This window comes from Gammaproteobacteria bacterium, assembly GCA_019911805.1.
In the GTDB taxonomy this organism is placed as follows: domain Bacteria; phylum Pseudomonadota; class Gammaproteobacteria; order Thiohalobacterales; family Thiohalobacteraceae; genus JAHJQQ01.
The window spans coordinates 1-22,814 of sequence record JAIOJV010000115.1 but is presented as its reverse complement, the minus strand read 5'-3'; the positions used below and the strand labels follow the sequence as shown (position 1 = coordinate 22,814).

Annotated in this window: 18 protein-coding genes, 1 tRNA gene and 1 pseudogene; 9 read left to right on the top strand and 11 right to left on the bottom strand. The window is 63.6% G+C overall.

Features of this window, described 5'->3' with window-relative positions:
• Positions 1-72: 72 nt before the first annotated feature.
• From K8I04_14515 to K8I04_14500, 4 genes are all read left to right on the top strand, one after another.
• Positions 73-717: a 50S ribosomal protein L25/general stress protein Ctc gene (locus K8I04_14515; GenBank protein ID MBZ0072926.1), complete on the top strand. Its 645-nt coding sequence runs from the start codon at positions 73-75 to the stop codon at positions 715-717.
• Between the two features lie 12 nt (positions 718-729).
• Positions 730-1,305 carry an aminoacyl-tRNA hydrolase gene (pth, locus tag K8I04_14510; protein MBZ0072925.1) on the top strand — a complete coding sequence of 192 codons (576 nt, stop codon included), beginning with the start codon at positions 730-732 and terminating at the stop codon, positions 1,303-1,305.
• 108 nt (positions 1,306-1,413) lie between these two features.
• The gene (gene ychF / locus K8I04_14505; GenBank protein ID MBZ0072924.1) at positions 1,414-2,505 is read left to right on the top strand and encodes a redox-regulated ATPase YchF; all 1,092 of its coding nucleotides are present in this window, start codon (positions 1,414-1,416) and stop codon (positions 2,503-2,505) included.
• A 213-nt stretch (positions 2,506-2,718) separates the two neighbouring features.
• Positions 2,719-2,795 (top strand) — tRNA-Met (locus K8I04_14500).
• Between the two features lie 174 nt (positions 2,796-2,969).
• Here the strand turns inward: K8I04_14500 and K8I04_14495 are convergent.
• The 10 genes and pseudogenes from K8I04_14495 to K8I04_14450 all read right to left on the bottom strand — a co-directional run bounded on the left by K8I04_14495 (position 2,970) and on the right by K8I04_14450 (position 11,712).
• Positions 2,970-3,701 (bottom strand): annotated as a pseudogene (locus K8I04_14495) (hypothetical protein).
• 364 nt (positions 3,702-4,065) lie between these two features.
• Complete coding sequence (locus K8I04_14490) at positions 4,066-5,481, bottom strand: virulence factor family protein (GenBank protein MBZ0072923.1); 1,416 nt, start codon at positions 5,479-5,481, stop codon at positions 4,066-4,068.
• A 205-nt stretch (positions 5,482-5,686) separates the two neighbouring features.
• Complete coding sequence (locus K8I04_14485) at positions 5,687-6,259, bottom strand: DedA family protein (protein MBZ0072922.1); 573 nt, start codon at positions 6,257-6,259, stop codon at positions 5,687-5,689.
• Positions 6,260-6,493: 234 nt separating this feature from the next.
• Positions 6,494-6,931: a hypothetical protein gene (locus K8I04_14480; protein MBZ0072921.1), complete on the bottom strand. Its 438-nt coding sequence runs from the start codon at positions 6,929-6,931 to the stop codon at positions 6,494-6,496.
• Positions 6,932-7,430: 499 nt separating this feature from the next.
• Positions 7,431-8,714: an MFS transporter gene (locus tag K8I04_14475; GenBank protein ID MBZ0072920.1), complete on the bottom strand. Its 1,284-nt coding sequence runs from the start codon at positions 8,712-8,714 to the stop codon at positions 7,431-7,433.
• 272 nt (positions 8,715-8,986) lie between these two features.
• Positions 8,987-9,529 carry a hypothetical protein gene (locus K8I04_14470; GenBank protein MBZ0072919.1) on the bottom strand — a complete coding sequence of 181 codons (543 nt, stop codon included), beginning with the start codon at positions 9,527-9,529 and terminating at the stop codon, positions 8,987-8,989.
• Positions 9,526-9,999: a hypothetical protein gene (locus tag K8I04_14465; protein ID MBZ0072918.1), complete on the bottom strand. Its 474-nt coding sequence runs from the start codon at positions 9,997-9,999 to the stop codon at positions 9,526-9,528. The genes K8I04_14470 and K8I04_14465 overlap by 4 nt, the downstream gene beginning before the upstream one ends.
• Before the next feature lie 238 nt (positions 10,000-10,237).
• Positions 10,238-10,585, bottom strand: a complete 348-nt coding sequence (locus tag K8I04_14460) for a cytochrome c (protein MBZ0072917.1) — start codon at positions 10,583-10,585, stop codon at positions 10,238-10,240.
• 82 nt (positions 10,586-10,667) lie between these two features.
• Positions 10,668-10,994, bottom strand: coding sequence for a c-type cytochrome (locus K8I04_14455; GenBank protein MBZ0072916.1), 327 nt, complete (start codon positions 10,992-10,994; stop codon positions 10,668-10,670).
• Between the two features lie 226 nt (positions 10,995-11,220).
• Entirely contained in the window at positions 11,221-11,712 is a 492-nt protein-coding gene (locus K8I04_14450) for a DsrE family protein (GenBank protein MBZ0072915.1), read from the bottom strand.
• A 320-nt stretch (positions 11,713-12,032) separates the two neighbouring features.
• Here K8I04_14450 and K8I04_14445 point away from each other — a divergent pair, with 320 nt between their 5' ends.
• The 5 genes from K8I04_14445 to K8I04_14425 all read left to right on the top strand — a co-directional run bounded on the left by K8I04_14445 (position 12,033) and on the right by K8I04_14425 (position 22,150).
• Complete coding sequence (locus tag K8I04_14445; GenBank protein ID MBZ0072914.1) at positions 12,033-13,121, top strand: thioredoxin fold domain-containing protein; 1,089 nt, start codon at positions 12,033-12,035, stop codon at positions 13,119-13,121.
• Positions 13,122-13,215: 94 nt separating this feature from the next.
• Positions 13,216-17,103, top strand: coding sequence for an ATP-dependent RNA helicase HrpA (hrpA, locus tag K8I04_14440; protein ID MBZ0072913.1), 3,888 nt, complete (start codon positions 13,216-13,218; stop codon positions 17,101-17,103).
• A gap of 23 nt (positions 17,104-17,126) precedes the next feature.
• Positions 17,127-18,080 carry a lysophospholipase gene (locus K8I04_14435; GenBank protein ID MBZ0072912.1) on the top strand — a complete coding sequence of 318 codons (954 nt, stop codon included), beginning with the start codon at positions 17,127-17,129 and terminating at the stop codon, positions 18,078-18,080.
• 446 nt (positions 18,081-18,526) lie between these two features.
• Entirely contained in the window at positions 18,527-19,726 is a 1,200-nt protein-coding gene (locus K8I04_14430; GenBank protein ID MBZ0072911.1) for an acetate kinase, read from the top strand.
• A 54-nt stretch (positions 19,727-19,780) separates the two neighbouring features.
• Positions 19,781-22,150: a phosphoketolase family protein gene (locus tag K8I04_14425; protein MBZ0072910.1), complete on the top strand. Its 2,370-nt coding sequence runs from the start codon at positions 19,781-19,783 to the stop codon at positions 22,148-22,150.
• Between the two features lie 111 nt (positions 22,151-22,261).
• On the opposite strand, the gene K8I04_14420 is transcribed toward K8I04_14425, so the two are convergent.
• The coding region (locus tag K8I04_14420; protein ID MBZ0072909.1) for a beta-ketoacyl-ACP synthase I at positions 22,262-22,814 on the bottom strand (553 nt) is incomplete at its 5' end.

The following is a 22,814-nucleotide window of genomic DNA, read 5'->3' as shown; positions in this document are numbered from 1 at the left end:
GCTTTTACCCTCCTCTGGTCGCGGGGGAGGTCATGCAACCGCCGCTGCAAGCGGCATGTGGAGAGTAAACTCATGAGTACTGCATTTGAACTGACTGCCGAGTCGCGCAACGACATGGGTAAGGGTGCGAGCCGCCGCCTGCGTCGTGACGGCCGGGTGCCGGGTATCCTGTACGGAGGTGATGGCGAACCAAGGATGCTGTCCCTGCGACACAACGAGCTGCTGCGCCGTCTCGAGGATGAGGCTTTCTACTCGAGCATTCTGACCGTGAACGTCGATGGCAAGGCCGAGCAGGCCGTACTGCGCGATCTGCAACGCCACCCCGCCAAGCCGATGATCCTGCACGTTGACCTGCAACGCGTGAAGGTTGGCGAACTGCTACGCATGCACGTACCCCTGCACGTCGTTGGTGGCGATATCGCGCCCGGCGTGAAGACCGGTGGCGGCTTCGTTATCCATGCGATGAACGAAGTGGAAGTCGAGTGCCTGCCCAAGGATCTGCCAGAGGCCATCGCGGTCGACGTCTCCGCCATGCAGCTGGGTGAATCTCTGCATCTGTCCGATCTGATACTTCCGGACGGCGTCGTTCTCCCCGAACTGCACCGCGGTGAAGGTCACGACCTGCCGGTGGTGCACCTCGAGCCACCGCGCGTGGTCGAGGCCGAGGAGACGGCAGCGCCCGAGGTGCCGGAAGGCGACGAGCCACCTGCGTCCTGAGGTGGCTGCGCCGTGTCCACGGTGCGACTCGTGGTCGGATTGGGCAATCCCGGCGCGGACTACGAGCGGACCCGGCACAATGCCGGGTTCTGGTTCGTCGATGAACTGGCTCGCAGCGCCGGTTGTAGTCTGCGCGCCGAGGCACGCTTTCAGGCCGAGGTCGGCCGCTGCAGCCTGCACGGACAGGATTGCCGGCTACAGAAGCCGACCACCTTCATGAACCGCAGCGGCCAGGCGGTGGCCGCGCTGGCAAATTTCCTGCGCATTCCCCCATTGGAGATCCTGGTCGTGCATGACGATCTGGATCTGCCACCGGGTGTCGCGCGCTTGAAGAAGGGCGGCGGCCACGGCGGCCACAACGGTCTGCGCGATCTGGTCGCGCATCTGGGTACACGGGAGTTCCACCGCTTGCGCATCGGCATCGGCCACCCCGGCGACCACAGCCAGGTGGTCGACTACGTGCTGCACCGTCCGAGCCGCGAGGAGCAGGAGCTCATCGACGCGGCGATGGCGCGCGCGCTCGAGGTCATGCCACTCGTCGTCGCCGGTGAATTCGAGCGTGCAATGCATAAATTACACACTACGTAAAGAGGCAAGATACAAGATGCAAGGTACAAGTCGAAATCAGCAAACACCGCTGCGAAGCCGCGGTGACATGCGCCTTGTCTCTTGCCTCTTGTCTCTTGTATCTCGCATATGAGCATCCAATGCGGTATCGTCGGCCTCCCCAACGTGGGCAAGTCGACACTCTTCAATGCGCTCACCAAGGCCGGTATCCAGGCGGAGAACTATCCGTTCTGCACCATCGAGCCCAACGTCGGCGTGGTGCCTGTGCCCGATACGCGCATGGATCAACTCGCTGGCATCGTCAAGCCGCAGAGGACGCAGCCAGCGACGGTGGACTTCGTCGATATCGCCGGCCTGGTGGCAGGCGCCTCCAAGGGCGAAGGGCTCGGCAACAAGTTTCTCGCCAACATCCGCGAATGCGATGCCATCGCCCACGTGGTGCGCTGCTTCGAGGACGACAACGTCGTGCATGTCGCCGGCAAGATCGATCCGCTGTCGGACATCGAGGTCATCAACACCGAACTCGCCCTGGCCGATCTGGAGTCGGTGGAAAAGGCCGTCAACCGCCTGACCAAGGTCGCCAAGACCGGCGACAAGACGGCCAAGGCCGGTCTGGAATTGCTGGAGAAGGTACGTGTGCAGCTGGATACCGGCAAGCCGGTGCGCGCTTTGAATCTCGATGCCGAGGAGCAGGCACAGATCTACGACCTGCATCTGCTCACCATCAAGCCGACCATGTACATCGCCAACGTCGCCGAGGATGGCTTCGAGAACAATCCGCAGCTCGACGCCGTGCGTGCGTTCGCTACCGCGGAAGGCTCCGAGGTGGTGCCGGTGTGCGCCGCCATCGAGGCCGAGCTGGTCGAACTGGATGAGGAGGAGCGTACGGTCTTTCTGACCGAGATGGGCGTGGACGAGCCGGGTTTGAACCGGGTCATCCGCGCGGCCTACAGGCTGCTCGGCCTGCAGACCTATTTCACCGCCGGCGTCAAAGAGGTCCGTGCCTGGACCATCCGCGTCGGCGATACGGCACCCAAGGCGGCGGCCGTCATCCACACCGATTTCGAGAAGGGCTTTATCCGCGCCGAGGTCATCGGCTTCGCGGACTTCATCGCCTGCAAGGGCGAGCAGGGCGCCAAGGAGGCCGGCAAGATGCGTTTGGAGGGCAAGGATTACGTGGTGCGCGACGGCGACGTCATGCATTTCCGCTTCAATGTCTGAATTCAGGGCTGAGGCTCTAGGTTCTAGGTCCTAGGCAGGGGAGAAGGTTTTTCTTCGGCCGTAGTGCCTGGAACTCAGCCCCCAGGCAAAGGAAGAAGGTTTTCCCTCGGCCCTAGCACCTAGCACCTAGAACCTGGTCTAGACAGCCGCGACCCCAGCCCCTACAATTTCGCCTCTTCCCGGGCCCGCCACAGGGCCCATGCAACGAAATACGGCTACGTAGCTCAGTTGGTCAGAGCGCGGCACTCATAATGCTGAGGTCGGTGGTTCAAGTCCACCCGTAGCCACCATTTAACCCGGTGTTACCCCCTACTTCCCGCGCGCCCCGTCGCCAGTGATGAGCCGCAGATGATTGCGATAGCGACGTATTGCGCTGTGCCTGGCGTGCCATGATCCTGGCCGGCATCGTGCTCACCCTCGGCCTCCAGGTGGCCCGGGCAGATTGCCCGCCCGACCGCATTGATTCAATGCCCCTTTGTTGCCGCTTTTTGCGGGAAGACGACAATGCAGATCACGATGAACATGAGCAGTGCTGCAGTCGCTGAATAACGACTCAGAGCCAACCCGCCGGCACTGATGGGCTTGTCAAGAAAATCACCGACGACTGCACCTAGCGGTCTTGTAAGGACGAATGCCGCCCAGAACAGTAAGGTACGGGAGATGTTTGTCCATAAGTACACGGCGACAACCAGTGCCAGCAGTATACTGAACAGGATTGCCGCACCAATGTAGCCGAGCCCTGATGTATCAGCGGTCCAATCGCCAAGGGCAGTACCCAGAGTCTGGGAGAACATGATCGTCAGCCAATAAAACATCTCTGCTCGTGGCGAGTTGACGCTCGCAACTGAAATCGTTCCAAGGGATCGGTGCCACGTAAACAGAGAGGCCATGAGGAGAGTGAACAATAATAAGCTTCCGCCGGCATAGCCAATGCCCAGGGAGCGGTCGGCATAGTCGGCCAGGGTCGTGCCGACGGTCGTTGAGGCAATGATGGTTGCCCAGTAGATGAATGGATGAAACCGCTTTACCTGGATCTGGAAGATGACAGCACCGATAAATACAGTGGCAAAAATCGCGGTACCGACCAAATAACCCAGATTCATCGACATCGATACTGCATCCCCACCGGTTTCCCCAAGTGTGGTGGCCGCAATTTTTATGATCCAGAAGATGAGTGTAACCTCTGGAACCTTGCTCGACGGGTGTTCATTCAAGGTATTCAGCGCGTCATCCTTTCATTAGGTGTAACCATAAGACAGCGAAGCACCGGCAGCGCAGTAGATAAATGGAACAGGCTGTAATCTGAGGGGATTTTGGCTTGTAGCCTTACTCAGCGCAGAGGCACAGAGAAAATCCTGAGAGGATTCAACACTGGAAATCCCTGTGTTTCCACGCTCCTGCGTTGAAAACATATAAATCAGAGCCTCTCCAACCAACTGTCCGCAGTCAGGTCCAAGGCGCAGGGTGTCACTCGCTATGTATAGTTCAGCGGGCAGCACGGTCAATGTCTCGATTTTGTGCAATACGATCTGCTTTCCGTCGGGTTGTATAGCAGGGAACTCATCGACGTACCTCGTGCAGAATCAAGTCGGCGAGTTCCTGGTAATCACCACCGAAGTGATGACCGCCGGGCATCTTCTTTGACGTGACGTGTGCCGGGTCGAGATCCGGACACAGGGGTGCAGACTCGTCCTGCCCGTAAATGCAGAGCACCTTGTAGCCGGCAAGCCTTTCGACCTCCGGTTTTACCTGGTGTGAGGCCTGTTGCCTGCTGCCCGGCAGCCAGTCGGTGACATGGAATTCGAAATCCACGCGACGCTCGGCACCCAGCAGCACGACCAGTGCGACCCGCTCGCGCAGGTCCGCCGGCAGGCGGTTCACCATGAACGGCAGCACGTCGGCGCCGCGTGAATAGCCGATGAGTAGCACCCTGTCCATGCGCCAGGTTTCAAGGTAATGGTGCAGGATGTCCGCCAGGTCATGTCCCATCCCCTCTGCCGTGCGCCGGGTCCAGAAGTAGTGCAGGGAATCGAGGCCGACACTGGGGATCCCGTCAGTGGCCAGGCCCTTGGCCAGTGATTTGTCGATACCGGCCCAGCCGCCATCCCCGGACACGATCACGGCGAAGGTTTTATCCGGCTGAGCGACTGGGATTTCGATCAACGGCAGGTTACCCAGTTCGGTGGGTCTTGGCGGGGCCGGCGGCGAAGTCCCGCTGGTCAGCTGGCTGAAACTGTGTTTGAACTGTGGCATCCAGTGGCGCTGCATCGAAAAGCCATGACCGACGCCTGGCAGGCTGACGAGGTGGGCCTGGCCGGTCTGTGCGACGAATTGCGCGGTGGTGGTGGGTGCACACACCTGGTCCATATCGCCTTGGAAGGCGATCCAGGGGGTTTGCAAGTCCGGTGCGGGCAGGAAGGAATAGCCTTTGCCGCGCGGGCCGGTCGTGAATTTCAGGCCGCTGCCCCGGCAGAGCGGTTTTGACACAGGCAGGTCAGGACAGAAGCCGAGACTCATGCCGCCGCGGAAGGTGTTCGGAGGCGCCTGCGCCAGCGTGGCATAGACGAGCGTGGCGCCCGACGAATATCCCACGAGCACTGGTGCGATGTAATCCGCCAGGCCGTAGTGCTTTTGCAGGAACTGGCTCAGGCTCTCGAAATCTGCCGCTGGATAGCTGCAGGCCTCCCGGGTGGACTGCAGGTGTTTCAGGTAGGTCGTGATATCGATGCCCGCGACCAAAGCATCGAGTCCGGTCAGCGCGCGCGCCATATCGATCACGCCCAGGTTCCAGCCGCCATCTCCGGAGACGAACAGTACGACGTGTTTTGGTTGCGCCGTGGCCCGATAGATGTGGACGTCGCCGAAATACCCGAACCGGAGTGTCTCCTCCTGTGGCTCACTTGACTGAGCATGCCCCATCCTGCTGGCAGCCAGCATGGCAATGAGAAGCAGGCAGCAATAGTAGACGGCTTTCATGGTATCCGGGATTCCCGGACGGGTTTGGACACTCGTGGTCAATCGACCGTCACGGTCGGCCTGGTACCGGGTAGCAGTGTGTGCTGGCCCCAGCGTTTACATGGAAACCATATGGGGCGTGCCCCCGACGTCTGCCTCTCCCGCGTGGCCGACTGTGCCGTCGCCAGGTTCTTTCCCCGCGCTCATCTGCATGGTGATCGCGGCCTCAGGCCGGACCATCGCCAGAGTGACGTCGCCGGTAGCGGAGATGCACCAGCCAGAGCACGCTGGCTACCGCGATGATACTGCCGAACACCCCAAGCTCATAACGCTGAATATCATCGATGACCGCCGTGACGGCATACCCGAAAGAGGAGCCGGCCAGTCCGACCGCGGTTGCCCAGATTGCTGCACTGATGGCATTGAGGAGGGTGTAGCGGAGCCAGGAGATGTCACTCATGCCGATGGCGAACGGGGTGACGGTACGCAATCCATAGAGAAAGCGAAAACTGAGGATGAGCAGGTTCTGGTGGCGTTCCAGTCTGCGCAATATCCGTTCGGTTCCTGTCTGCCAGGCCGGGCGCCTGGCCAGCAGGGTCTTGCCATGGCGCCGACCGAGGAAAAAGTACAACTGGTCACTGGTGACCGTCCCGACGAAACCACAGGCGATCACCCAGTGCAGCGACAGGTAACCCAGGTGTGCGGCCACACCGCCCAGTACCAGGATGGTTTCACCTTCGAGGAAGGTGCCGACCAGGAGAGCCGGATACCCATAGGCTGTAAGCCATGTCTCAAGCATGGTCACCAGCTTACAGCATGGTATCGATTCTTGAATACTGCCAGTGTCGGCGATCCATGGAGCCCGGGAAGTTCAAGCCCATCACGGTTCCGGGCCACATCCGCCGGTGGCACCAAACCGGGCGCGACAGGATGTCACTGCCCGGATCTCCAGCCAGAAATGGCTAGCGACACCAGCGGTTGTGGGCCAGTGAAGACGGGCTGAGCCTTCCCTTTCGACGAATGGATTCCAGCGCTAGGCCTTTCTCTTCTTCTTCGGTTTGGCAAGCTTCCGGTCCGCGGCGGTAAGTCCCTTCACATAGACCTTGAGCTTCTTCTGGCTTTCCTTGAGGCCGGACAGTTCCTGCAGAACCGTGCGTCGGGCAGATGTCGATTTCAGTAAGGCCTTATTGGTCGCGGCCAGTTCGGATGTGGCGGTTTTAACGGCTTTGCGGGTAGCGGCGGTCGAATCTTTCTTATTGGCGGCCATAGCGCGTTTCTTCTTGCCCATCTGTGCCACCCGCCGTTTTTTCAGACGACGTGCTTCGGTCATCAGTTTTTTGGATTCACTGGATCGAGCGGTTACCGCCGCATTGGCTTTCTGGAGTGCAGATTCCAGATTGGAGACTGCGGACTCGATCGTGTTGGCGATGACAGCGCTTTTCGTGGGCAAAGCCTTTTTTCTTACAGCCATGGTTTTCTCCACATGGATTGAGGAAAGGCTAGTCTATCAGCAACATGCCGCGATATGGAATGGTGAGCTCAACTCAGTCGCCGCACGAGCTATGGCAGTATGGTTGTAACCGTGCCCGGTAGCCCGTGCGGCAAGGCGCTGTAGCGACTACAGGCATTGCAATAAGCGTCCATACGGGCTGCCTCGCGGTCACCTGCCATCAGGTTGAATGGTGCCACTGTGATCAAGAATGTCATTTCGTTACAAAGATGAACCAGCCCATTCCGGTTGTTGGAAAAACCAGTACGCACCATGGTTGGCGAGCGTCACAACAGCAATGCTCAAGCAGGCCCTCGATCCGTTCCAGACGTTGGGATATCCACCTGAAGATGGGTGCGAGAACATCTCTTACATTTGCATCCATCCGACGGCATCGGCGAGAGCGCAAGCTGGCAGGTACGCCGGTGCGCGTGACGGCACCTTCGTGTTTATCCGATTACGGCCTTGAGAGAGGAAAAAATCACGGCTGCCTGGCGGCATCGTGCATAGCGCGCGTGACATCGACGCGCAGCAGCAGCGCGGCGCCGGCTACGAACAGCACCAGTACCGACAGGATGCCGATGCGCGGACTGCCGCTCAGCACGCCGACCCAGCCCATCAGTGCCGGTCCGAGCACGGCGGCAAACTTGCCCAGCATATTGTAGAAACCGAAAAACTCCGCACTGCGACCCGGCGGGATCAGTCGCGCGTACAGTGAACGGCTGAGTGATTGCACACCACCTTGCACCAGACCGATAACCACGGCCAGCAGATAGAACTCCCAGACGGCGGACATGAAGGCACCCCAGGCCGTGACTACCACGTATACGGCCAGTGCCGTGAGGATACCGGCACGCGCACCGATGCGATCACCCAGACGGCCGAAGGCGATGGCAGCGGGGAAGCCGACGAACTGCGTGATGAGCAGCGCGACGATCAGGCTGTTGGAGGGGAAACCCAGTGACAGCCCATAGTCGACCGCCATGCGCACGATGGTGTCGACACCGTCGATGTAGAGCCAGTAGGCCAGAAGAAAGAGAAACGTATGCGGCAGCCGGCCGATCTCGCGCAGGGTGCGGCGCAACTGGGCAAGGCCGCGGGTGATGGCGACACGGGCACGCACGGCCTCGGCCGCACGTGCTTCGGGCACCAGCAGGAACAGGGGTACGGAGAATACGGCCCACCACAGCGCTACGCTGAGGAAGCTGACACGCACCGCCGTCGCCTTGTCGGGCAGCCCGAACCAGTCGGGGTACAGCACCATCAATACATTGAAGGCGAACAACAGGCCGCCACCGAGGTAGCCGAGTGCAAAGCCCAGCGCCGACACCCGGTCCAGCTGCGCGGGTCGGGCGACACTGAGCAGCAGTGCGTCATAAAAGAGATTGCCGCCCGAAAATCCGAGTATCGCCAGTCCGTAGCACAGCGCGGCGAGCTGCCAGTCGCCCGCGGCGACGAAGTGCAGCGCGCCGGTCATGACCACGCCGAGCGCGGCGAACAGCAGCAGAAAGCCTTTACGACGGTCGAGGTGGTCGGCGATCGCGCCCAGCAGCGGCGCGCACAGCACGACGACGAGGCTGGCCATCGAGTTCGCCAGGCCGAGCCGGAAGGTGCTGACGGTATCGGCCACGCCGCTATTCCAGTACTCCTTGAAGAACAGCGGAAAAAATCCGGCCATCACGGTGGTGGCGAAGGCTGAGTTGGCCCAATCGTAGAACGCCCAGGCATAGACGGTGCGGCGGCTGGCTTCGGTGGTGACGTGCATGGGTGCGGTGGGCAGTCAGGAGTGAGGCGTTAGGCGTGAGGCGTGAAAAAGCTCTTATGGCCACGGAAGCACACGGAAACACACGGAAGAACACGGAAAATTATGAATGTAAAAGCCCAGGTAGTAATCGTGCAGCTGGCTTGCTGTGTGGGATTTTGCAATAGCCCTTTTCCGTGTATTTCCGTGTGCTTCCGTGGCTAAAAAGGGTTTGTCTTTTACGCCTAACGCCTAACGCCTAACGCCTAACGCTAACGCCTCACGCCTCACCCCCCTCAAAGACGCTGAAAGAATGCCTCCTCTTCCGGGGTGAGCGTGGGCTTGGGTGGCTCGCGGTCCAGCGGTTTGAGCTCGGCCGGTTGCGGGCGCGCAGCGGTGGCCGGTGGGAACTCGCACGGCTCGGTGAGGATGCCGATTTCGCCGTTGACCTCGAGGAAGCGCATCTGCTGCCACTCCAGGTCGCCCTTGCGGCACAGTTCGACGGCACCGGTGGGCAGTGTGGGTGTGAGGATCAGCAGGGTGCAGTCGGTGGCCAGATTACTGATCAGGCCGGCCTGGCGCAGCCAGGGGAGCAGGGCGCGTATCTCGCGCCGTGCCGCAAGGCCGTCGAGCAGCGCGGCACCGGCATCGATGGCGGAAAAGCTCACCACCCACAGGCGGTGGTCGGCACCGACGGCCATCAGGGTGTCGTCCGGCAGGCCACCGGCCGATGGCAGCGCCTGGGCCTCGGCGCCGATCAGGTGTGGCAGGGAATCCAGGATCAGTTGCCGCAACCGGGTGGCGTCGGGCGGTGCGGCGGTGCGGATTCGCAGGCTCATGCGCGTGCCTCCGTGCTGGTCATCAGTCTGCGTTGAGTATGGACCACGTGGGCGGCGTGGGCGAGGGCCGCGGCGAAATGCGGTCCGGGTGCGGGCAGGGCGCCGAGATCGACCAGCGGCAGACCGAGAAAACGCAGGGCACCGACGGCCAGGTGGTGATGACAGCGGCGCGCAGCGGCGAGGTCACTCCCGGCGCGGAACAGCACCCCGATGGTGTGACAGCCGCGGCCGGCGAGCCCCTTGATCAGGGTATAGGCCGTGTGGACGGCAGTGAGCGTCGGGTCGACGAGCAGCAGCACGAAGGTCGGGTCGATCAGGGCGTCGGGATGCGCGCAGATCCATACCGACCAGGTCGTACCGGCACCCTCGCCCGGCAGGTTCAGTTGCCGCGCCAGGGCACGGACCACGTAGTCAGGGTCCTGGGCCTCGGGGGTGTCCGGCTGGGTCGCCAGCAATACCGGCAGTTCCATACACACGGTTTCCAGTCAGTTACGACCACGGCTGTGCCGCGATCGGAGCATGGGCCGTGTCCGGACCGCGCGGTCGAGAGCCGCCTGCCGTCTGCCGCAGGGGCGGGTGGATTACCGGACGGATCCGCGCGGGGGTTGGCCCTGGGTCCATCATACGCGGCCACGTCGGTTGTCCGCCACCGGCGGGCAGCGGCGGTGATGGGATTTGAGATCCCCGCCACCCGAATCCAGTACCCGCCTAGCGGGGCACCAGCCGCGGCAGGACCGGGGTGACAAGCCCGGTCTGGCTGCTGAAATAGGCCGTCAGATCGGCGATGTCGGTGCCGCTCAGGGGCGCGGCAAAGGCTGCCATGATGGGATTCTTGCGGGCGCCGGACTGGTAGTCCAGCAGGGCGCGTTCGAGATAGCTGGCGTGCTGTCCCGCGAGACGCGGATATTGTGGATCGGTGCTGTTGCCATCGGCACCGTGGCAGGCGGTGCAGGTGGCAGACTTCTGCTTCCCGGCAGCGGCGTCGCCGGCCGCATGGGCAAGATTCGATACGCCGATGAGGGCAAGGCCAAGGACGATGAGTGCGGATGTTTTCATGTCACGTACCTGTAGAGGAGGGATGGATGCGCTGGGCAGCTCTCCCGCCGGCGCAGTAGATCAGTCTCAAGTCCGACAGGCTCTAGTCCTTGGCAGCCTCGAAGTAAGCCGCAATGTCTTCTATGTCCTGCTCGCTCAGGCTGGCTGCCTGGGCGTGCATGGTGGTATGGCTGCGCTGGCCGTTCTTGTATTCGGTAAGTGCAGTGACCAGATATTGCGCATGCTGTCCGCCCAGCTTGGGCACGTGATAGGTGGGATAGACGTTGGTATAGCTCGGAACGCCGTGACACCCCATGCAGGCGAAGGCCTTGGCGTGTCCCGCCGCGGCGTCCCCGGCGGCGCTTACCGAGGCCGTCGACAGTGCGCCCAGACACAGTGCCAGTATTTTAAAATCCATCAGTTTCCTCATGGCCCTCACTCTCCGGTTGTCGTTGATCGGGTAGACGCATCCAGACCGGAAATTGCGGGCACGGGACTGCGGACAACGGCCTTCCGGCGCGGCCCACGCGGCGCTCTCGACGGCGCGGACGGGGCTGACCGCAGTATAGCCTCGTATAACCCCGCCGGCTGCCGCAGTCATCCGAGCCGGCAGGAAAGCTCAGGATAAAGAGGGTTTTGTCGCGGCTGTGCCGTGGCTACCAACTGATATAGGAGAAGCCCTGCTCCTGCAGGATCATCAGGTCGTCGGCGCCGATCTCGACGACCGTCGCGTAGTCTTCCAGATCGTCTTCGGTCCAGCCCAGTGACTTCATGGTGTTGCCACAGGCGTGAAACTCCACCCCGTACATGGCCAGGCTTTCGGCGCGCTGTCGCGAGAGCTTGCTCATCGGGCGTTCCGGGCGCTTGCCGACCAGATGCAGGCCCGGACCGATCAATGTGATCACGATACGCACATCGTCGCTGTACTTGCGCAGCAGTTCGCCGGCCGAGAACAGGATGGCGTCGACGTAGGCCTGATCGGCCTTGTTCAGCTGGTAGACGACTTTGTGCGCGGCCTCGCCGAGCAGCGAGCGGTCCACGGCCTGGGCGCGCGCGATGCCGAACAGTCCGAGCGCACCCGCCCCGGCGAGCAGACGCGGGAGCAGGCGGGTGAGTAGACGGCGGCGCGACAGATCAGGATTCGACATGGGCAATTCCTCCGCAGCGGGGGTGGTGATGTCCGGTATCGCCACACCCCCTGTCCGGGCGCGGGCACGGGATGTTCCAGAATGAAACGGTATCCGGTACCGGTCGATTAGGTAGACCGCCTGCAGGCAGATTCATTCCCTGCGACGAAGCGGCGGTCTACGGGATCATCATAACCCGTAGCGGGACGAGACGGAGAGTTTGACCTGTATCCGTGGTAGCCCCGGGATGCTTTGCCAGCAATCGTCGCTCTTTGCTAAGGTACGATCATCCCCCGGCGGCAGGCCGTGCCATGACCAACGATCCTTCTCCTCCCTGCACCATGGTGCACGCCGTGTTGGTGGTCGTGCTGCTACCGGTCTGGTTGTGGATGGCAGGCGTGGTGGCGGCGAGTGAGCCAGTCGCGTCCCCATCCGCTGAATCACCCATTCAGCTGCAGGACGAATTCGATCCTGAATTCGATTTCCCGCAGTTTGACGATCAACCTCTGGTCGAGCCACTCACTCATCCCGACTGGTTCAAGCTCAGTTTCCTCGACCTGGCTGATGATCTGCGCGAGGCGGTGGCGGGCGGCAAGCGCGGTCTGGTGATCTACTTCGGTCAGAAGTACTGCGCCTACTGCAAGGCGCTGCTGCAGACCAATTTCGGCAAGGCCGACATCGAGGCCTATACGCGTCACTATTTCGATGTCGTCGGCGTCGACATCCAGAGCGATGCCACCGTCACCGACTTCGATGGCGCCGAGGGTAACGAGCGCTGGTTCGCACTGCGTCACGGCGTGAACTTCACCCCGACGCTGTTGTTCTACGACGCCGAGGGTGCCGTGGCCCTGCGACTGTCCGGCTACTATCCGCCCTATCAGTTCCGGGCCGCGCTGGAATACGTCGCCGATGGCCACTATCGGAACGAGACCTTCCGCCAGTATCTGGCACGCGCCGACGTACCGTTGGTCTTCGAGGCGGGCAGCCTGAACTACGCTGATTTCTTCCTGCCGCCACCCTATGCGTTGTCGCGCGCCCACCATCCTGGCGAACGGCCGCTGATCGTATTCTTCGAACAGCCGGATTGTCATGCCTGCGACATCCTGCACACCGGCCCGCTCGCCGAGCCGGAGATTCTGCAGCAGCTGAAGGGATTCGAGACGGTACAGCTGAATCTGTGGGGGCACCGTCCGGTAATCACACCAGACGGCAAACGCCTGACCGAAGGCCAATGGGCCGATCAACTCGGGTTGTTCTACGCCCCGACACTGCTGTTCTTCGATCGTAACGGTCGTGAGATTCTGCGTCTGGACTCAGTCGCCAAGTTCTATCGTCTGCACAACGTGCTCGAGTATGTGCTGAGCGGCGCCTACCGCGACTACCCCACCCTGCAACGCTGGCGCGACGCGCAGGGTGCGGCGGGGCGGTGATGGGGGTAAACCCATATGGCTATCGCTACGGAAGGTTGAAAGCGGTTCGCGGTCCGGAAGTTGGTGCGGTACGGCGCGATGGTAGAATACGCGGATGCCGCAACCGCCGTCTCTGGACGAACTGAATACCACGCTCGATGCTGTCATGTCTGCCGACCGGGTGGCGCTGCGCGCGCGGCTGGCCGGCCTGCGTCGGCGGGTGCGGCAGGGGCAGTCTGTCGATCGCGGTCTGGCGGCGCTGACGGCGGATATCGATACGGCCCACCGGCGCCGCGCGCGGCGTATCGAATACCTGCCCCGGCCTGAATACCTGCTCGATCTGCCGGTGGTCACGCGTCGCGAGGACATCAAGGCGACCCTCGCCCGGCACCAGGTCGTGATCGTCTGTGGCGAGACCGGCTCGGGCAAGACCACGCAGCTGCCCAAGATCTGCCTGGAACTCGGCCGTGGTGTGGACGGCCTGATCGGACATACGCAGCCACGCCGTATTGCCGCCCGCAGCCTCGCAGCGCGTATCGCCGAGGAACTGCACTCGGCCATCGGCCAGGCAGTCGGTTTCAAGGTACGCTTCTCGGATCACGTCGGTCCGGATACGTACATCAAGGTGATGACCGACGGTATCCTGCTCGCCGAGACGCAGGGCGATCCCGATCTGCTCGCCTACGACACCCTGATCATCGACGAGGCGCACGAACGTTCGCTGAACGTCGATTTCCTGCTGGGCTACCTGCGGCGGCTGCTGCCGCGCCGGCCGGACCTCAAGATCATCATCACCTCGGCGACCATCGACCCGCAACGCTTCTCGCGGCACTTCGACGCTGCCCCCGTCATCGAGGTGTCAGGACGCACCTGGCCGGTCGAGATCCGCTACCGCCCACTGCTGGCCGAGGGTGAGGATGCGCAGGACCGTGACCGTGGCCAGGGGTTGCTCGCGGCCGTCGACGAACTCGTGCGCGAAGGCCCGGGTGACCTGCTGGTGTTCCTGCCCGGCGAGCGCGAGATCCGCGAGGCCGCCGAACTGTTGCGCAAGCACCATCTGCCGCAGACCGAGGTGCTGCCACTGTTCGGGCGTCTGTCCGCTGCGCAGCAGGCCGAGGTCTTCAAGGCACATTCCGGCCGGCGCATCGTGCTCGCCACCAACGTCGCCGAAACCTCGCTGACCGTGCCCGGCATCCGCTACGTCATCGACACGGGGCTGGTGCGTATCAGCCGGTACAGCTATCGCACCAAGGTGCAGCGCCTGCCCATCGAGCCGGTCAGCCAGGCGTCCGCCAATCAGCGCGCCGGCCGCTGCGGACGCCTGGGGCCCGGCGTGTGCATCCGTCTCTACAGCGAGGAGGATTTCAATGCGCGGCCCGCGTACACCGAGCCGGAGATCCTGCGCACCAATCTCGCCACCGTGATCCTGCAGATGCTCGCCTTGAAGCTCAGTTACACTCCTGATGACATCGGGGATTTCCCCTTCATCGACCCACCCGATGCGCGTTACATCCGCGACGGCTTCAAGCTGCTGCACGAACTCGGCGCGGTGGACGAGTCCGACCGGCTCACCGAAGCCGGCCGCCAGCTCGCGCGCCTGCCGGTGGATGTGCGGATCGGGCGCATATTGCTCGCCGGGCGCGATGAACACTGCCTGCGCGAGGCGCTGATCATCGCTGCCGCGCTGAACGTGCCCGATCCGCGCGAACGGCCGCTGGACAGGCAGCAGGCCGCCGATGAGAAGCACCAGCAGTTCGCCGCTGAACAGTCGGATTTCCTGAGTTTTGTAATGCTCTGGGATTTCTACCATGAACAGGCGCGGCACCTGTCTCAGGCTAAGCTGCGCAAGCTCTGCCAGACGAATTTCATCTCCTATGTACGCATGCGCGAATGGCACGACATTTACGCGCAACTGCACGGGCAGGTGGCACAGATGGGTATGCGTCTCAACGAGGTCGATGCTGGCTATGAACCGATCCATCGGGCACTGCTGACCGGGCTGCTCGGTAATATCGCGTTCAAGACCGATAGCCACGAGTACACCGGTGCACGCGGCATCACACTCCATATCTTCCCCGGCTCGACACTGTTCAAGAAACAGCCCAAGTGGCTCGTCGCCGCCGAGCTGGTCGAGACCACGCGCCGCTACGCCCGGACGGTGGCGCGCATCGAGCCGGAGTGGGTGGAGCGTCTGGCCGGCCATCTGCTTAAGCGCAGCTATTCCGATCCGCACTGGGAGAAGAAGCGCGGCCATGTGGTCGCCAGCGAGCGCACCACGCTCTACGGTCTGGTGCTCACGCCCGGCCGCCGGATCGACTACGGGCGCGTCGATCCCATCGAGGCACGGGAGCTGTTCATCCGCCAGGCGCTGGTGCCGGGTGAACTGAACAGCAAGGCCGCATTTCTCGCCCACAACGACGCGCTCATCAAGGAGGTTCTGGAGCTGGAGGACAAATCGCGCCGCCGCGACGTTCTGGTCGATGAGACGCTGCTGCAGCACTTCTTCGATCCGCGCCTGCCGCAGCATGTCTGCAGCGGCCCACAGTTCGAACGCTGGTACAAGAAGGCCACGGACACCGAGCGTGACGCCCTCAAACTCACGCGCGAGGATCTGATGCAGCACGAGGCGGCCGCCATCACCACCGCGGATTTCCCGCCGCAGATCGAGGCCAACGGCCTGCGCCTGGCACTGGACTATCATTTCGAGCCCGGTCACGTCGACGACGGTGTGACGGTGCAGGTGCCGGCCGCCGCCCTCAATCAGCTCGATGTGCGCCAGTTCGAGTGGCTGGTGCCGGGATTGTTGGAAGAAAAGCTCGTCGCGCTGATCAAATCACTGCCCAAGTCGCTGCGCCGGCAGTGCGTGCCCGCGCCGGATTTCGCACGCGCGGCGCGTCCGGGGCTGGCGGTGGGACGGGGTGGTCTGATCGACCAGTTTGCCGCCGAGCTCGAGCGCATGACCGGCGTCGAAGTGCCACCCGATGCCTGGCAGCCCGACACATTGCCGCCGCATCTATCCATGAACTTCCACATCGTCGCTGCCAACGGCAGGCTGCTGGCGCGCGGTCGCGATCTGCTCGCCCTGAAGGGCGAGGTCGGCGCGCAGGCCGTCGCGACCTTCGAGCGTCTGCCGACCGCGCAGTACGAACGGGAGGACCTGACCGATTGGGATGTCGGTGAGCTGCCGGAGTTCATCGAGATCAAACAGCAGAGCCTGACGCTGCGCGGCTATCCCGCACTGATCGCGGACGGGGACCGGGTCCATCTGCGCCTGCTGGATGCGCCCGACAAGGCGCGCGCCGCGCACCGTGCCGGTGTGCTCGGGCTGTTCCGGCTGCGGGCCGCGAAAGCGGTGCGTTACCTGGAGAAGAACCTGCCGGGCATCCAACAGATGTGTCTGCATTATGCCGCTGCCGGCCCCTGCGAACGGCTCAAGGGCGAGCTCGTCCAGCGCAGCATCGAACTCGCACTGTATGCCGACGACCCGACCGTGCCGCGGGATCGTGCAGGCTTCGATGCCGCCGTCGTGCGTGCCGAGGCGGCTCTGGTGGCCGTCGGCAACCGTGTCTGCAAGGCCGTCGGCGCCGCACTCGCCGAATACCACGCCATCCAGAAACGTATCAAGGGCACGATCCCACCCGCCTGGCTCGCGGCCTGCAACGACATCCGCGATCAGCTCGATCATCTCATCTACACGGGCTTCGTGCTCGCTACGCCGCTCGCGCGTCTCGAGCACCTGCCGCGGTATCTCAAGGCCATCAGCAAACGCCTCGACCGCCTGCAGCAGAATCCCGGCAGGGACCGTCCACTGGCCCTGCAGGTCGAGCCCCACTGGCAACGCTGCAAGCAGCAACTGGAAGCCGCGCGCAAACGTGGTGAGCTGCCGGAAACCCTGCAGCACTACCGCTGGCTGATCGAGGAGTTCCGCGTCTCGCTGTTCGCCCAGGAACTCGGCACCGCGGAGAAGGTGTCGGCGCGGCGCTTGGAGGAGGTGGGAAGGTGATCGCCCGGGCCGGTACTGTCCTGATGTTGCTGCTGGGGATGGTCGGCTGTGCCACCCCGTCGCTGCAGTCCCACGGGGGGCATTCGCTGCCCCCGCGTCTGGAGGCCGGTCGCGTGCTTGCTGCGGACGGCGCAACGCTGCCGCTGCGCGTCTGGCGGCCACCAGGCCCACCCCACGCGGTGGTCCTGGCCCTGCATGGCTTCAACGACTACAGCCAGGCCTTCGCCGGGGTGGGGCCCTTTCTCGCCGCCCGGGGCATCGCCACCTATGCCTATGATCAACGCGGCTTCGGTGCCACCGCCCAGCGCGGTATCTGGCCCGGTACGGACGTGCTCGTGGACGATGCCAGGACGGTGGCGGCATTGCTGCGCGCGGCCCATCCCGGGCGGCCGCTGATCCTGCTGGGGGAGAGCATGGGCGGCGCGGTCGTGATGAGCCTGCTCGCCGCGACGCCCACCGTGGCCGACGGGGCGGTGCTGGTGGCACCGGCGGTGTGGGGTCGGGAGACCATGAACCTGTGGCAGCGTGCCGGCTTGTGGCTGCTGGCCCACGGCGCCCCGGGGATGCGTCTCTCCGGTCGTGGCCTGGGCATCACCGCCTCCGATAACACGGCGATGCTGCGCGCCTTGGGTGCGGATCCCCTGGTGATCAAGGAGACCCGGGCGGATACCCTGTGGGGGCTCACCAACCTGATGGATCGAGCGCTCGCCGCCGCACCCGGGCTCACGCTGCCCGCCCTGATCCTTTATGGTGAGCATGACGAAATCATCCCGCGGCGTCCCACCTGCCGCATGCTCGCCACGCTCCCGGCCTCGTCCCGGGTCGCCCTCTACCCCAACGGCTATCACATGCTCACCCGCGACCTCGGGGCCGACATAGTGTTGGAGGATATGGCGGCCTGGCTGGTCGACGCGGCGGCGCCCCTGCCGTCCGGGCTGGAGGTGAAAGGGCGTCCGATATTTTGCGAAGATGCGTAAATCCGGTGTATGTCCCCGCTGCCAGCGTCCCCGCCAAAGCGAGCGAGCGCTGTCATCACCATGATGCGCAGGCAGCAGTGGGACCCCCAGGGGTCTCGATCGGCCAAGAGCGCTCTACACGCTTCAGCAACTTCTCTGAGATATACCGGTCACAACTCCCATCCATTGCTGGAAACGGCATGAACTTCAGGTGCGGGGGCATCGTGCATGCACGGCTTGAACACGGCAACGAGTGATTTCTCCGTCGAGGAAGCTATCTGTTTGTAGCGTTCCTGTCGCATCGCCTCCATCACGCTGATCCTGCCTGCGGCGAGAAGTAGGCGTAGCCGTTGTGGCGCACGTACTGGCGGACAGCGGCGCCAGTGTCTATGCTCGGGTATGCAGGTTTGGCGCCAGGGTGGGCGGTCTTCACGCCCTTGCGGCCGCCGCAAGGGAATTCTCCGATGATGAACATCCTGGCGATCAACGCCGGCAGCTCCAGTATCAAGTTCCGGTTACTGGCGATGCCGGAGGAGACGCGCCTGGCAGATGGCTTGCTGGACGGCGTCGGTACCGCGCAGGCCAGCCTGCGCTATACCTGCGGCGACGATCCGCCGATCCGGCAGGCGCTGGGATCCGTCGATCACGCCAGCGGGGTGGACACGGTACTCACCCGGTTGGGTGCGGCGGTCGGCGGAGGGACGATCCACGCCGCCGGTCACCGGGTGGTACACGGTGGTGGCGAATTCCATCTGCCGCTGCCCATCGACGCGCATGCCATCGAGCAGTTGGAGGCGAGCCGCGCATTGGCGCCCCTGCACAACGCCGCCAGCCTGGCCGGCATTCGACTGATCCACACGCACTATCCCGGTGTGCCCCAGGTGGCGGTGTTCGATTCGGCCTTCCACCATGACCTGCCCGATCGCGCCCGCTGGTACGCCCTGCCGCTGGCACTGCAGCGGGAGCAGGGTATCCGCCGCTTCGGCTTTCACGGCCTGTCGCACCGCTCGGTTGCCGTCGCCGCTGCAGGCTGGCTGAAGCGGCCGCTGCAAGACCTGCGACTGATCTCCCTGCACCTGGGGAATGGCGCCAGTGCCTGCGCGATCCGCAACGGCGGCAGCGTCGACACCTCCATGGGGTTCACGCCCCTGGAAGGTCTGGTGATGGGCAGTCGTTGCGGTGATCTGGATCCGGCACTGCCGGGACATCTCGGCCAGCAGCTGGGCTGGGACGCGGCGCGCATCGATGAATTGCTGAATCGCGAGAGTGGTCTGCGCGGACTGTGCGGTGACAGCGACATGCGCCGGATCGAGCAGCGTATGGCGGCGGGTGATACCGCTGCGCGCCTGGCCTTCGACCTGTTCTGTTACCGTATCCGCAAGTACATCGGCGCCTATTGGGCGGTGCTCAACGGTCTGGACGCGCTGATCTTCACGGCCGGTATCGGCCAGCACTCCGCCACCGTACGAGCGGCGGTGTGCGCGGAACTGGACGCGCTGGGTATCGGTGTGGATGCGGAGCGCAACACCGCAGCGGGTGGCGGCATCGTGGACATCGGCCGCGACGGGATGGCCGTCCGGGTCCTGGTCGTACCGACCGACGAGGAGCTGGAAATCGCCCGGGCGGCCTATGGCTGTCTGCAGCGACCCGCCCGCGCGCCACACTGAGATGCCTCAATACATGATGACAGGAGAAAACTCATGAGCACGACATTGGACCAGATGGCCGATCCCGAGTTGCCGACCGACGACGAGCTGATGAAGCTGGATGCCTGGTGGCGTGCCGCGAATTATCTCGCCGTTGGCATGATCTATCTGCAGGACAATCCGCTCCTGCGCCAGCCGCTCGAAGTCGCGCACATCAAGAATCGTCTGCTCGGGCATTGGGGCGGAAGTCCGGGGCTGGCGTTCATGTACGCGCACCTGAACCGGCTGATCGTGCGCCACGACCTGAACGCCATCTTTGTCGCCGGTCCGGGGCACGCCGCGCCGGGGGTGCTCGGGCCCGTCTATCTCGAAGGCACCTACTCCGAGATCTATCCCATCATGGGTGAGGACGAGGAAGGCATGCGCGACTTCTTCAAGCAGTTCTCCTTCCCCGGCGGCATCGGCAGCCACTGCACACCGGAGCTTCCCGGTTCCATCAATGAGGGTGGCGAGCTGGGCTACAGTCTGTCGCACGGTTTCGGTGCCGCCTTCGACAATCCCGACCTCCTGGTGGCGGTGGCGGTGGGGGATGGCGAGGCGGAGACCGGGCCACTGGCCACCTCCTGGCACTCCAACAAGTTCCTCAATCCCATCTGCGACGGCGCCGTGCTGCCGATCCTTCACCTCAACGGCTACAAGATCAACAACCCGGCACTGCTCGCACGGATCGGTCATGAGGAGCTGGAGCAACTGCTGCGCGGTTATGGTTGGACGCCCCACTTCGTCGAAGGCGATGAACCGATGGCCATGCACCGGCAGATGGCGGCGACCCTGGAACAGTGCCTGACGGAGATCCGCACCATCCAGCAGTCGGCGCGCAGCAGCGGTGAGGCGCGGCGTGCGCGCTGGCCGATGATCGTGCTGCGCAGCCCCAAGGGCTGGACCGGTCCGAAGGAGGTCGACGGCCGCCGGGTGGAAGGCTTCTGGCGCGCCCATCAGGTGCCGCTCGCGGGAGTGCGCGAGAATCCGGCCCACCTGGCGCAGCTCGAGGCCTGGCTGAGGAGCTACCGCCCCGAGGAACTGTTCGATGAGACCGGCCGGTTGCAGCCGGAACTCCGAGCCCTGGCCCCGACCGGCAAGCGCCGCATGAGTGCCAACCCGCACGCCAACGGCGGGCTGCTGTGCCGGCCGCTGCGGCTACCGGATTTTCGTGACTACGCCGAGGCCGTGGCCGCGCCGGCACGCACGGTGGCCTATAACACGCGGCCGCTGGGGCGATTCCTGCGCGACGTGATGGCGCACAATATGGACAACTTCCGGGTATTCGGCCCGGACGAGAACACCTCCAACAAACTCGACGACATCTATGCCGTCAGCAAGAAGCTGTGGCTCGCCGACTATCTGCCCGAGGATGCGGACGGCGGTGAACTGGCGCCCGATGGGCGGGTGCTGGAGATGCTCTCCGAGCACACCCTGGAGGGCTGGTACGAGGGCTATGTGCTGACCGGACGGCACGGCTTCTTCTCGACCTACGAGGCCTTCGTGCACATCATCGATTCGATGTACAACCAGCATGCCAAGTGGCTGGCGATCTGCGAGGAGATCGCCTGGCGTGCGCCCATCCCGTCGATCAATCTGCTGATTACCTCGACCGTCTGGCGCCAGGATCACAACGGCTTCACCCATCAGGACCCCGGGTTCCTCGATGTGGTGGTCAACAAGAGCCCGAAGGTGACGCGCATCTACCTGCCCCCGGACGTCAACACGCTGCTGTCGGTGAGCGACCATTGCCTGCGCAGCTACAATGACGTCAACGTCATCGTCGCCGACAAGCAGCAGCATCTCCAATATCTGGATATGGACGCGGCCATCAAGCACTGCACCAAGGGCATCGGGATCTGGGGCTGGGCCAGCAACGACCAGGGGGTGGAGCCGGATGTGGTGATGGTCGGTTGTGGCGATATCCCCACGCAGGAGGCGCTGGCTGCGACCGCCTTGCTACGCGAGCATTTCCCGGACCTGAAGATCCGCTTCATCAATGTGGTGGATCTGTTCCGCATGCAGTGCGAGAGCGAGCACCCGCACGGGCTGTCAGACCGTGATTTTGACAGCCTGTTCACCGTCGACAAGCCCATTATTTTCAACTTCCACGGCTATCCCTGGCTGATCCACCGGCTGTCCTACCGCCGCACCAATCACCACAACCTGCATGTGCGTGGCTACAAGGAGAAGGGCAGCATCAATACCCCGTTGGAGTTGGCCATCGAAAACGAAATCGACCGCTTCAGTCTGGCGATCGATGTCATCGACCGTGTCCCCCGGCTCAAGGTGGCCGGTGCGCACGTCAAGGAGAAGCTGCGCAATATGCGCATCGACTGCCGGGAATATGCCCACCGCCACGGTGTGGACCTGCCGGAGATGCGCAATTGGCGCTGGCCGTACTGAATCTGCGGACGCCGGTGCGTGCCAAACCGGGGCGCCCGCGCGTCAGTCTGCCGCCCGCCACGCCCTGATCGGCCCTGTGGCAGGGCCGGCAGGGCGTGGCGGGGGTATGTATCAGCCAGTGAAGTTGCGGAATACCAGCGTCGCGTTGGCGCCGCCGAAACCGAAGCTGTTGGACATGACCGTCTCCAGCCTGGCAGCGTCGATGCGTTCGCGCGCGATGGGCAGCCCGATCGCATCCGGATCGAGCTCCTCGATGTTGGCGCTGGCGGCGATGAAGCCGGCCTCCTGCATGAGCAGCGTGTAGATCACCTCGCACACGCCCGCGGCGCCCAGCGCATGGCCGGTGACGGACTTGGTGGAGGTGATGACGGGGACCTGTTCGCCGAATACCGCGCGCACGGCCTCGAGCTCTTTGGTGTCGCCGACCGGCGTGCTGGTGCCGTGGGCGTTGATGTAGTCGATCGGTGTGTCGACCGTGGCGAGTGCCTGCTGCATGCAGCGCACCGCGCCCTCGCCGGAAGGTGCGACCATGTCGTAGCCGTCGGAGGTGGCGCCGTAGCCGACCAGCTCGGCATAGATCTTCGCGCCGCGTGCCCGGGCGTGCTCGAGTTCCTCCAGCACCACCAGCCCACCGCCGCCGGAGATGACGAAGCCGTCGCGGTTG

Excerpts from the sequence above, each read along its gene's own strand:
- hrpA (MBZ0072913.1), top strand. The coding sequence starts at position 13,216 with ATGCCGCAACCGCCGTCTCTGGACGAACTGAATACCACGCTCGATGCT.
- K8I04_14485 (MBZ0072922.1), bottom strand. The coding sequence starts at position 6,259 with ATGCTTGAGACATGGCTTACAGCCTATGGGTATCCGGCTCTCCTGGTC.
- ychF (MBZ0072924.1), top strand. The coding sequence starts at position 1,414 with ATGAGCATCCAATGCGGTATCGTCGGCCTCCCCAACGTGGGCAAGTCG.
- K8I04_14480 (MBZ0072921.1), bottom strand. The coding sequence starts at position 6,931 with ATGGCTGTAAGAAAAAAGGCTTTGCCCACGAAAAGCGCTGTCATCGCC.
- K8I04_14475 (MBZ0072920.1), bottom strand. The coding sequence starts at position 8,714 with ATGCACGTCACCACCGAAGCCAGCCGCCGCACCGTCTATGCCTGGGCG.
- K8I04_14465 (MBZ0072918.1), bottom strand. The coding sequence starts at position 9,999 with ATGGAACTGCCGGTATTGCTGGCGACCCAGCCGGACACCCCCGAGGCC.
- K8I04_14490 (MBZ0072923.1), bottom strand. The coding sequence starts at position 5,481 with ATGAAAGCCGTCTACTATTGCTGCCTGCTTCTCATTGCCATGCTGGCT.
- K8I04_14445 (MBZ0072914.1), top strand. The coding sequence starts at position 12,033 with ATGGTGCACGCCGTGTTGGTGGTCGTGCTGCTACCGGTCTGGTTGTGG.
- K8I04_14460 (MBZ0072917.1), bottom strand. The coding sequence starts at position 10,585 with ATGAAAACATCCGCACTCATCGTCCTTGGCCTTGCCCTCATCGGCGTA.
- K8I04_14425 (MBZ0072910.1), top strand. The coding sequence starts at position 19,781 with ATGGCCGATCCCGAGTTGCCGACCGACGACGAGCTGATGAAGCTGGAT.
- K8I04_14430 (MBZ0072911.1), top strand. The coding sequence starts at position 18,527 with ATGAACATCCTGGCGATCAACGCCGGCAGCTCCAGTATCAAGTTCCGG.
- K8I04_14470 (MBZ0072919.1), bottom strand. The coding sequence starts at position 9,529 with ATGAGCCTGCGAATCCGCACCGCCGCACCGCCCGACGCCACCCGGTTG.
- K8I04_14455 (MBZ0072916.1), bottom strand. The coding sequence starts at position 10,994 with ATGAGGAAACTGATGGATTTTAAAATACTGGCACTGTGTCTGGGCGCA.
- K8I04_14515 (MBZ0072926.1), top strand. The coding sequence starts at position 73 with ATGAGTACTGCATTTGAACTGACTGCCGAGTCGCGCAACGACATGGGT.
- K8I04_14435 (MBZ0072912.1), top strand. The coding sequence starts at position 17,127 with ATGTTGCTGCTGGGGATGGTCGGCTGTGCCACCCCGTCGCTGCAGTCC.
- K8I04_14450 (MBZ0072915.1), bottom strand. The coding sequence starts at position 11,712 with ATGTCGAATCCTGATCTGTCGCGCCGCCGTCTACTCACCCGCCTGCTC.